Source organism: Streptomyces sp. NPDC058231, assembly GCF_042882275.1.
Classification (GTDB): domain Bacteria; phylum Actinomycetota; class Actinomycetes; order Streptomycetales; family Streptomycetaceae; genus Streptomyces.
This window is the reverse complement of sequence record NZ_JBHVWN010000021.1, coordinates 97,561-108,064: the sequence shown is the minus strand read 5'-3', so window position 1 is coordinate 108,064 and position 10,504 is coordinate 97,561. Positions and strand designations below refer to the sequence as shown.

At 71.6% G+C, this 10,504-nt stretch carries 7 protein-coding genes; 1 reads left to right on the top strand and 6 read right to left on the bottom strand.

Annotated features, from left to right (window positions below):
* Positions 1–164 precede the first annotated feature (164 nt).
* On the bottom strand, positions 165–1,361 hold the full coding sequence (gene mycP / locus ACFVXE_RS17215) for a type VII secretion-associated serine protease mycosin (protein ID WP_389671959.1): 1,197 nt from the start codon (positions 1,359–1,361) through the stop codon (positions 165–167).
* A gap of 1,099 nt (positions 1,362–2,460) precedes the next feature.
* Here mycP and ACFVXE_RS17210 point away from each other — a divergent pair.
* Positions 2,461–2,751, top strand: coding sequence for a hypothetical protein (locus tag ACFVXE_RS17210; RefSeq protein WP_389671955.1), 291 nt, complete (start codon positions 2,461–2,463; stop codon positions 2,749–2,751).
* Positions 2,752–3,048: 297 nt separating this feature from the next.
* On the opposite strand, the gene ACFVXE_RS17205 is transcribed toward ACFVXE_RS17210, so the two are convergent.
* The 5 genes from ACFVXE_RS17205 to ACFVXE_RS17185 all read right to left on the bottom strand — a co-directional run bounded on the left by ACFVXE_RS17205 (position 3,049) and on the right by ACFVXE_RS17185 (position 10,367).
* Positions 3,049–3,531 (bottom strand): hypothetical protein, encoded by a 483-nt coding sequence (locus ACFVXE_RS17205; RefSeq protein ID WP_389671954.1) that lies wholly within the window; start codon positions 3,529–3,531, stop codon positions 3,049–3,051.
* Positions 3,532–3,724: 193 nt separating this feature from the next.
* Positions 3,725–6,052: a xanthine dehydrogenase family protein molybdopterin-binding subunit gene (locus ACFVXE_RS17200; RefSeq protein WP_389671953.1), complete on the bottom strand. Its 2,328-nt coding sequence runs from the start codon at positions 6,050–6,052 to the stop codon at positions 3,725–3,727.
* Positions 6,049–7,521, bottom strand: a complete 1,473-nt coding sequence (locus ACFVXE_RS17195) for a 2Fe-2S iron-sulfur cluster-binding protein (protein WP_389671952.1) — start codon at positions 7,519–7,521, stop codon at positions 6,049–6,051. The genes ACFVXE_RS17200 and ACFVXE_RS17195 overlap by 4 nt, the downstream gene beginning before the upstream one ends.
* The gene (locus ACFVXE_RS17190; RefSeq protein ID WP_389671951.1) at positions 7,518–8,414 is read right to left on the bottom strand and encodes an FAD binding domain-containing protein; all 897 of its coding nucleotides are present in this window, start codon (positions 8,412–8,414) and stop codon (positions 7,518–7,520) included. The genes ACFVXE_RS17195 and ACFVXE_RS17190 overlap by 4 nt, the downstream gene beginning before the upstream one ends.
* A 318-nt stretch (positions 8,415–8,732) precedes the next feature.
* Complete coding sequence (locus ACFVXE_RS17185) at positions 8,733–10,367, bottom strand: beta-N-acetylhexosaminidase (protein ID WP_389671950.1); 1,635 nt, start codon at positions 10,365–10,367, stop codon at positions 8,733–8,735.
* Between the last annotated feature and the right edge of the window lie 137 nt (positions 10,368–10,504).

The window sequence follows — 10,504 nt, the reverse complement described above, 5'->3', positions numbered from 1 at the left end:
GGCCACCCCGCCCCCCCGCCCCACCCCCGTCGGGTCACCCCGGGCGGGCCCCCGGGGCCCCCCCCCGGTGCCCCCCCCCCGCCAGGCGTTCGGGGGCCGGGGCGGGCTCCGGCGCAACCTCCCCGTGCTTCCCGTCCCCACATCCTCATGTGGGCCACGGGCCTCTACGTGTTAGGCCCCTGACCCCGGGACCGGTCGGGTGCGGGAGGGGGGCCGTACGGGAGGTACGGGTTGGGAGGCTGCGGGTGGGGATACGAACTCGGTGTTGCTGCGGCGTATTTGCGACGACGGGAGCGGACAGCGAGTACCGCGACCAGCGCGCCGACGAGAACCGCCGCGCCGCTGCCCAGTCCGGTCCGGAGTCCCGCACTGCTGCCGGTGTCGTCCGACACGGAGGACGCGACGCCGGACCTGCCGTCTTTCACCGAGCCGCCGTTCGCTCTGGAGGGCCGGGCAGCGGGGCTGGGGCTCCTGTCGGCCGCCGCGAGGTCCGGAAGCGGGTACACATCTGCCGGACCGGGGTCACCCGGGGTCTTCAGAGCGATACGGGGGCGGACCGCGCCGTATCCGACGTAATCGTTGCGCTTGGAACCATCGGTGGGCGCGCCAGCGGTGTTCACCATGATCCGCAGGACCTGATTGTTCGTCCATTCGGGGTGCTCGGACCAGATGAGGGCGGCGGAGGCGGAAGCAATGGCGGTGGCGTCGCTGGTTCCGTGCGACTTGCAGAGCCCCGTCTTGGCACCGCAGGCATGGACCATCTCCTCGCCCGGCGCCGAAAGATCCACCTGGGAGCCGTACTGGGACTCATCGGTCTTCTGCAGATCCTTGTCAAGCGCCCCGACACCGACGACACCGGGAGTAGCTGCCGGGTACATCAACTGGTTGGCCCCATCACCGTCGTTCCCGACCGCAGCAAAGATCAGAGCCCCCTTGTCCAGGGCGTACTTCACCGCGTCGGTGATCCGCTGTGACCCGACCTGATTCCCGAGAGAGATGTTGATGACCTTCGCCCCGTGATCCACCGAGAATCGAATGGCGATGGGCAGGTCCCGGTTGAAGTGCGCATCGCCGGTCGCGCCGTTGACGCGTCCCGCGTCGTTCGGCATGCGAACGGGAAGAACCTTGACTCCTGGAGCGAGCCCCAAAGCCCCCCTCCCACCGCCCCAGTTCCCCGTTCCGGCAATCAGCCCGGCCATGCCCGTTCCATGGGTCTGATAGTCGGTTCGTTCATCCCCGGGTGAGTCGGGCGAGAGGTCCTTCCCGCTCAGGACTTGTCCCTGGAGGTCGGGGTTCGATGCGTCCACACCCGAGTCGATGACCGCAACGACGACTCCCTTTCCCGTACTGGTCTTCCACATCTCCTCTGCGTGCATGGCATCCAGATGCCATTCCATCGACCGCGTCGAATCGGCGTGCGCAGGCGTCGTGACAACACCGACCAGCAGCAGTCCCAAGGCCGCTGAAGCACCTGCCTTGACGGAACGGTCCCTGGCACTGCTGATAGTCATCCGCTTCCCTTTGCCATTCCTCATGGATCAGTCGATGACCGGAGGCACAATCCGTCGGCTCCCCTGCTGCCACGTCTCTTCGTCCTCGACCAGGTAGTCGGGGCGTTCACCGCGCTCGTCACGCCGGGAGCCCCCCGATCGTGAGCCCGGAGCACCGACAGGACCCCGCCCCGTCGCCCCCGGCCCGCGCTGGGACCCGCTCGTGGCTCCGCCACGCACCAGTCCCGAGCCTCCTGGTGTGAACGGTCGAGACCCGGCACCTCGAGCCTGCTGCGGCCGTCCCCCCGTGACTCCACCCGTCTCCCCGGCCAGGCGGCGTCCTCCGCTGACTCCGCCCTGACCTGATCCCACGCCGCCAAGTCCCCCGGCATGGCCCATGGGAGCTCGGCCTTGTGTGCCTTCCCCGCCGATAACCGTGCCTCGGGGAATCCCTCCGACGGGACGGCCGGTGTTCGGCGTCACAGCGCGACCGCCGGTGATTCCGTCGCGAGGCAGCCGCCCACCGGTGGTACCTCCAGGGCCTGCTGGGCCCGGCATGGTGGGAAGCCTGGGCGTGACCGGCATCCGAGCTGCACTCACGGCGTTCGGCGGCAGGGTCAGACCGGTGCTGATCCCGGGAAGCGCTGAGGGGGACACCCCGCCCTCGGGTCCGGATGGGCGCATGGGAGTCCCAGGGCCGCTTGGCGTGACCGTGTGCGGTGACATCGGTGCAGCAACCCCGCCGTCGATCGCCATCGACGTGGGTGCGTCCCGATCGGATGTGGCCGAGACCGGCGCTGGACTCACTCCGCGAGGGCCTTCTGGCGCGACCTCGGAAGACGGGACGTACGACTCCGGCGCAGCAACTGCGCTCACGGCTCCGCCACCACCGCTGTTCGTGCCAGCCGGCCGGGCCAGCTCACCATTGCTGTCGAAACTCTTATCGGGTTCCGGTGCGATCACCTGTGGCATGGCCGGAAACACCGGCTTCTCCAGCGCGCTCATCTGCGACGACGAGAAGGAGTACGACTCCGCAAGCCGCCGCATCTGCGCCGCAGCCTCGTCACGGTTCTTCTCTCGCGACGCGATCAACGTCTCGGCCGACTTCTTCGCCACCGCCGACGCATCCGGATCATTCCGTGCGGCGAGAGCCGCATCCACATCGGCCTGGGCACCCGCCTCGGTCCGAGGAATCGACGCCTGCGCCGACGCGACCGCATTCGACGCCTCACCGAGCCACTTCGACGCGCCCTCGCTGTAGTCTCCGAGCCGCAGCGTCGCGTTGGCCAGGTCCGCGCTCCACGTGCGGAACGCGTCAGCCCCCTTGCCCTTCCACTCCACCCATTGCGGACGGACCTTCAGGTCTTCGGCGATCTTGCGGATCTCGGCCGCCGCGCCGACCAGTCGATCGGCCGCCCCCTGGATCTCACCGCTGTTGGCCTGGTCCAGCCACTCCAGCATCGACTCGTGAGTCATCCCGTCGAAGTTCGTACCCATGCCGGCGCCCCTCCCTCTGCCTGTTCCCGTCGCCCGCTCGCAGAGCGCATTGCCGTCGGCATCAGTAGCCTCCGGCGCCGTGTGCGCGCTTCGGCGGATCCATCGGCTTCTCCGACGCGGCCGCCTGCTCCTCGCGCCGGTTCGCCACGGCCTGTTCGGCCTTGTGGTGTGCCTCCGTGCTGCTCTTGATGGCGAGCATGCGCTGACGGACATCGAGGTCGACGTGCTCGTAACCCTTGTGGGAGGCGAGGACCGCGATGTTCATGCCCTCGATGGAGTCCGACAGCAGTTGGGACAACTGCTCCAGCTCCTTGATGACGCGGGAGTACGCCCCGTGAAGCGCGTCCGCCTCACCCCAAGCGCCCGCGCCGCCACCGAACTTCTCGCGTCCCACCGTGTCTTCGGCGACCTTCCCCGGCCCGGCCGGAGACGCCTTGAGGTTGCGCAGAAGCTCGTCTATGCGGTCGCGGAATTTCGTGAACGACGACAGTTCGGTGACCAGTTCACCCATGGCCCCCGAGGCGACCGCTCCCAAGGCCCCCATGGCGCCTACGACACCCGGTTGAGCCCCCGACGTCGCCGCCCCCGGATCACTCGGTCGCACAGCGCTCTCCCCCGTTCAGCAACAGCTGATCACTGAGTCGGCCTCAGCCTCCGGGTTCACCTTAGCCAGCACCGGCGACAGCCTGCATCTCCGGGTTGCAGCTGCAACCCGGATCACATCGCCTTTGCTGAGCCTAGGAGTTGGGTGCCGCCACCGCCGCCTGGGGTCTGATCGGGAGACGGTTTATCGGGCGACCCGTTGCTGCGCGGACCGCCGCGGCCACGGCGGCGGGGGAAGTGACCACCGGGGCCGCCGAAACCGGCTTGGCTCCGAAGGGGGCCACCACGTCCCGCTCTTCGACAAGTTTGACGATGCGAATGTCCGGGGCGTCAAGGGAAGTGGGGAGCGCGTAACCCGTGAGGTCGGGGTGGCGGATCACGCCGCGGGCCGTGCGGAGGTTCTCCGTCAGGGCCGTACCGATGCCCTGGGTGACGCCTGCCTCGATGCGGGTCGCCAGCTGGGACGGGTTCAGGACCCGGCCGACGTCCTGGGCGACGGCCATCTCCACCACACGGATCGAACCGAGCTCGATGTCGACGTCCACGACCGCGCGGACCGCGCAGAAGGCGAGCCCGACGAACGCGTCGCCCTGGCCGGATTCGTCGAGCGGCTCCGTCGGGTGGGGGCGGCACTGGGCGGTGGCCCAGAGTTCCTTGCCGTCCATCGCTTCCGTGACCGTCGTGGACAACACCCCGTCGTACGAGGTGATCTTGCCGTCGGCGATCTGGAGCAGTTCCGTGGACATGCCGAACTTGTGGGCCAGCGGCTGGAGGAGCTGCGTGCGGACCATCTTGGCGGCGCGTTCCACCGCCCCGGCGGAGACCCAGGTGTGACGGCCGTGCGTGGCGGGGCCGGCCGGGGGCTGGTCGGTGTCGACCGCGGCCACGTGGACCTCTTCGATGCCCAGCGTCTCCTGGACGACCTGGCGGGCCAGGGTGGTGAAGCCCTGACCGGTCTCGACCGCGGCGCAGATGACCGTGGCGACACCGTCGTGGACCTTGACCGTGGCCGTGGAGACCTCGTCCGCACCCTCGGCGCCGAGCATGTGGACCATGCCCAGCGCGTAGCCGACACCGCGGCGCACGGCGCCGGGTTCGCCCGCCCCCTCCGGGCCGCCGGGCAGCAGCCAGTCGTCCTCCGGGGAGTCCTTGGGGAGTGCGGGGAGCGGGAAGTCCCTCACCGCGCGCAGGAGTTCAGCGACGGGTGCAGGGCAGGTGACCGTCTGGCCGGTGGGCAGGATGTCGCCGGTCGCGAGGGAGTTACGGAGGCGGAGTTCGGCCGGTTCGATGCCCAGCTTGGCGGCCAGCTTGTCCATCTGGCCCTCGTACGCCGCGCAGACCTGCATCGCGCCCTCGCCCCGCACATGGCCGGACGGCGGGTTGTTCGTACGGACCGCCCAGCCCTCGATGAAGGCGTGCGGTACGACGTACGGGCCGCAGGCGAAGGCGACCGCGGCGGCCAGCGACTCGGAGGAGGCGTCGGCGTAGGCGCCCGCATCCAGGAGGATCTGTGCCTCGACCTTGACCAGCCGGCCCTCGGCGTCCGCGTGGTGGCGGTAGCGGAGCAGCGCCGGATGGCGGTGGGCGTGGCCGAGGAAGGACTCCTCGCGGGTGGCGGCCAGTTTGACCGGGCAGCCGGTGCGCAGGGCGAGCAGTCCGAGCGGGAGCTGGAAACCGGGGTCCTCGCGGTCGCCGGTCGCGCCGGGGACACCGGTGACGACGATCTTCACCCGGTCCGGTTCGAGACCGAAGCAGGCGGCGGCGAGGTCGCGGTCGGTGTGCGGGTCGGTGGAGGCGGTGTAGATCTCCACGCCGCCGTCGGGGCGCGGCACCGCGAGTCCGGCCTCGGCGCCGATCGGGGCGGGGTCCTGGCGGCCGATGCGGTAGAGGCCCTCGACGACGACCTCGCCCGCGATGTCCGGATCGCCGTAGCGCAGCGGAATGTGCCGGATCAGGTTGCCGTCGGGGTGGAGCGGTTCGGCGGCGAAGGCCTTCTCCGGGTCGGTGACCGGTTCGAGGACCTCGTACTCGACGGCGATCGCGGCGGCGGCGAGGCGGGCCGTGTCGGGGTGGTCGGCGGCGACCGCCGCGATCGGCTCGCCGTGGTGGCGGACCAGTTCGGAGGCGAAGACAGGGCGGTCGACGACGCGGCGTCCGTACGCGCCGTCGCCTGGGACGTCCTCGTGTGTGACGACCGCGCGGACGCCCGGCATCCCGGCTGCGGCCGAGGTGTCGATGGACAGGATGCGGGCGTGCGGGTGCGGGGAGCGCAGCACGGACGCCCACAGCAGGCCTTCGGCCCAGAGGTCGGCCGCGTACGGGAAGGTGCCCTCGGTCTTGGCGCGGGCGTCGGCGGGCGGCAGTGAGGAGCCGATGCCGAGCGTGGGCTCCTCGGTGCCGGGGCCGTCGGCCGACGGGATGGTGAGGGCCGAGTGGGTCGCGGTGGCCGCATCGTTGCTCACGCCATGCCTCCGTCCTGCAGATGGGGCTGGACACTACCGGCACCGGGCGCCGCCTGGTGCGGGATGCGGACCTCACCGGAGTCCGCGGAGGTGGTTCCGGGCGCCGCGGCCGCTTCGGTGCTCGCCTCGCGGCCCGCGACGACCTCGTCGACGGCTCGGAGGACGCCTCGGTAGCCGGAGCAGCGGCAGAGGTTGCCGCAGAGCGCCTGACGGGTCTCCAGCTCACTGGGGGCGTGGTTGCCCTCCAGCAGGTCGTGGATGGTCATGGCCATTCCGGGAATGCAGAACCCGCACTGGACGGCACCGCAGCCGGCCAGGGCGCGCTGGACGTCGGACGGCTCACCGTCGACGGCGAGACCTTCGACGGTACGGACTTCGCTGCCCGCCGCGGTGGCTGCGGGGACCAGGCAGGAGGCGACGAGACGGCCGTCGACCTGGACGTTGCAGGCGCCGCACTCGCCCTGCGAGCACCCGTCCTTGGCGCCGGCGAGGCCGAGGCGTTCGCGGAGCACGTAGAGCAGTGACTCGCCGATCCAGGCGTCGGTGACGGGGCGGTCGGCGCCGTTCACATGCAGGACGTAGGAGGCGGCCGGATGTTCGCTGGCGGTGTCGGGCGAGGCGGCCGGGGAGGGCCCGGCAGGGAAGCCGGCCTCGGGGGCAGCCGTGTCGTCGGCGAGCGGCTCGGCCGGCGGCTCGGTCCCGGTCTCCGCCGGGGCGGATTCGAGTGCCTGCTCCGGGGTGGTGTCGGGGGCCGGGTCCGGGATGACGTCCGGGGCCGGGGTGTCGTCCGGGGCGGGGGCCGGTGAGAGGTCCACGCCGAGCGCCGGGGTGTGTCCCGCTCCGTGCGGCGGGATCTCAGCGGCCGCTTCGGCGGCTCCGTGGTCGTCCGGGTCCGCCTGCGTCGCCCACGGTGCGGGCGCGCCGCCGGGCAGCGTGGCGGGTGGTGTGCGGTCGGCGTACCACTCGAAGGCCGGCGCCGAGGCCGCGAACTCGCCGGACTCGTCCGGCAGATCGCCGTCGGCGACCGGGATGGACCACTCGCCGGTGTGGCCGTACGGCTCGGCGGCTGCCGTCTCGGTGAAGTTCCACCGGCCCGTCGCGGCCGACGTCTCGCCCTGCTGCGGGTAGTCCAGGTACTCCTGTTGCCGGTGCTGCTGGTTCGGGTCCGGCCACTGCACCTCGTCCGGCGCCTGCTGGTCCGGTCCGTGTTCCTGCGTGCTCTGCGCCTGCACGACCCAGCTGCCCATCGCCGCCGGGTCGAGCCCGGCCACGGGGGTCAGCGGCACGATCATCGGCGGTACGTATCCGTGGCCGGGTGCGGCCAGCGGAATGTTCGCCAGGTCCTCCGGAGGCAGGTGGACGAAGGCGGTCGCCTCGGCGTCGTACTCGCCGCCCTGCGGGGTCGGCTGCCAGCCCCCGTGCTGCTCGGTGCGGTCGTCGTCGCCGGCGTTGTTGTTGGTGTTGCTCACGACAGGGCCCTCCCCAGCGCGCGTCGGGCGAGCGCGGCGACCGTGCGCCGCAGATGCAGTACGGCCGGGGACAGCGGTGGCGCCTCTCCCCCGTCGGCGGCCGGTACCGGATCGGGGATGCAGGCCGCGGCGACGTACTCGCCGAAGGCGGCCAGCGCATCGGGCGCCAGGCCCCGTTCGCCGTCCCAGTCGATGAGCGAGGCGATCCAGCGCTCGGCCTCCAGCGGGCGCAGCGGCATCGGCGCGATCGCGCCGACGGCGCAGCGCACCCCGCGCCGGGCCGGGTCGAGGACGATCGCGACGGACGCGGTGGCGCGGCCGGGGCCGGTGCGGCCGGTCGCCTTCAGGAAGACCTGCGGGGCGTGCAGCAGCGGCACCCGGACGAACCCGATCAGTTCGGCGGGTTCGAGCATCTCCCGGCCGGCCAGCAGGTGCGAGACGGGAATCTCGCGGCGGGCGCCGCCGGGGCCGGCGATGACGAGCTCCGCCTCCAGGGCGGCCAGCACCGGCAGCGAGTCGCCGGTCGGTGCCGCGGTGGCGATGTTGCCGCCGAGCGTCCCGGCGTTGCGGATCTGGGGTGGGCCCGCGGCGCGCGCGGACGCGGCCAGGGCCGGGATCAGGGCGGCGAAGTCGGGACGCCCCATGCGTGCGTGCGTGAGTCCGGCGCCGAGCAGGGCGTGGCCGTCCTGGTAGTGCCAGCCGCGGAGCTCGCTGATGCGGCCGAGGCCGACCAGTCCGGAGGGGCGCAGCAGCCCCTTGTTGACGGCCGACATCAGGTCCGTACCGCCGGCCACCGGAACGGCGGCGGGCATGGCGCCGAGTGCCGCCACGGCCTCGTCGAGCGAGGCGGGCAGCGTCACGGACTGCGTCGCCTGCGGTGCGTGCGTGGTCAACCCAGCTGCCCCTTCCCGGTGTCCCGGCGTCCCGCTTGTTTCGCCGTACGGTACGTGCTCAAAGCCCGGACGTGGCAACTCTGGCACATCTTCCGATCGGGCCGTCGCGAGGGTCCGCGAAGGGCGCATCCGTCCATGACCTGGGGGATGCTCCCGTTTCACGTCTCTTATGCACAGAGCCCGAATTGCCACTCTTCGGCGACCTTTGTACGACTTATTCCATTCGCTGGAAGCACGTGCCGGCGGGGTCGCCGGGGCGCTTGCCATGCCACCACGGTCCCAGGAACCGTGGTGGCGGGACGTGCTCCACGGGCGGGCTCACACGTTCGGGGGCACACCCTCGATCGGGCGTCCGAGGATGCCGGGGCGCTTCTGCCACGGCAGCGGGCCGCCCGGCGGGCGGTACTCGACGCCGAGTGCGTCAAGTCGGGCGTAGTGCCCGGTCATTCGGCGCTCGAAGTCGGCGAAGTCCCGGTCGGCGGGGGCGGGCAGGGCCGACCAGGCCACTTCCGCGAACGCCGCGAGCCGCGGGAAGACCTGGTAGTCGACGCGGGACCGGTTCTGCATGACCTCGGTCCAGACGTTGGCCTGGGTGCCCAGGATGTGACGGGCCGCCTCCTCGCTCAGACCCGGCGGCACGGGTTCGAAGCGGTAGACGTCCTCCAGGGTGCGGACGTACCCGATGGGCATCGGCTCGTCGGGGCCGCCGTGCTGACGGTGGTCCAGATACACCTGCTGCTCGGGGCACATCACCACGTCGTGTCCGGCCTCGGCGGCGGCGACGCCGCCCGCGTACCCGCGCCACGAGGACACCGCGGCACCGTCCGGGAGGCCGCCTTCGAGGATCTCGTCCCAGCCGATGAGCCGCCGGCCGCGCTCGGTGAGCCAGCCGTCGAAGTGGCGGATGAACCAGGACTGCAGCTCGTCCTCGTCGGCCAGACCGAGTTCCTTGATGCGGGCCTGTGCGGCCGGGGACTGCTTCCACTGGTCCTTGAGGCACTCGTCCCCGCCGATGTGGATGAACGGCGAGGTGGCTGCCGGGAAGAGGTCGAGGAGCTCCTCGAAGACCCCCTCGTAGAAGCGGAGGGTGTTGTCGGTGGGGGCGAGTACGTTCGGACTGACACCCCAGGTGTCCCAGACGGAGAGCGCCGCGGTGTCGACGACGTCGGTGTTGCCCAGCTCCGGGTAGGCGCTGATGGCGGCCTGCGAGTGGCCCGGGATGTCGATCTCGGGGACCACCCGGATGTGACGCTCGGCGGCGTACGCGACGATCTCGCGGATGTCGTCCTGCGTGTAGTGCCCGCCGTACGGGGTCTCGTCCCACAGTTCCGAGGCCCGGTGCCCGTACTTGGTACGGGAGCGCCAGGAGCCGACCTCGGTGAGCTTCGGGAAGCGCTTGATCTCCACCCGCCAGCCCTGGTCGTCGGTGAGGTGGAAGTGGAAGACGTTCAGCTTGTGGGCGGCGAGGAGGTCGAGGTAGCGCAGGACGTCGTCCTTGGGCAGGAAGTGCCGCGAGACGTCGAGCATCAGGCCGCGCCAGGCGAACCGGGGGCGGTCCTCGATGTCCGTGGCCGCGACGGCCGCCCGCCCGCCGCCCGCGGCGGGAGCCCGGCGGAAGGCCTTCGGCCCCAGGAGCTGGCGGAGGGTCTGCGCGCCCCAGAAGACGCCGGCCGGGCTGCCGCCGGTGATCTCGATGCTCCGGCCGGTCCCGGTGGACAGCCGGTAGCCCTCGGGCTCCAGGGCCGGGTCGATGAGCAGCCGGACGGTGTTGTCCCCGCCCTCGACGCCGGGTGCGAGCGGCAGGCCGAAGGCGGCCCCGAGCGTGGTGCGCAGCCACCGTTCGGTGGTCTCGGTGCCGGTCTGCGCGGTGATGGTGGTCGCCCGGTCCATCAGGAAGCCGCGCCGCCCCTCGTCGCCGACGCTGACCGGGGCCGGGATCAGTTCCATGTCCATCCCTTGATCCTCGCAGCAAATCCCTTCCGCGAGGCAGCGCCGGAAGCACAGGGATCGGAGGCACAGGGAGCAGAAGGTCCCCGGGGTACGCGTCGCCGCGGACCCCGGGGGCCTCCGCCGGGCGGCCCCCCGCTGCC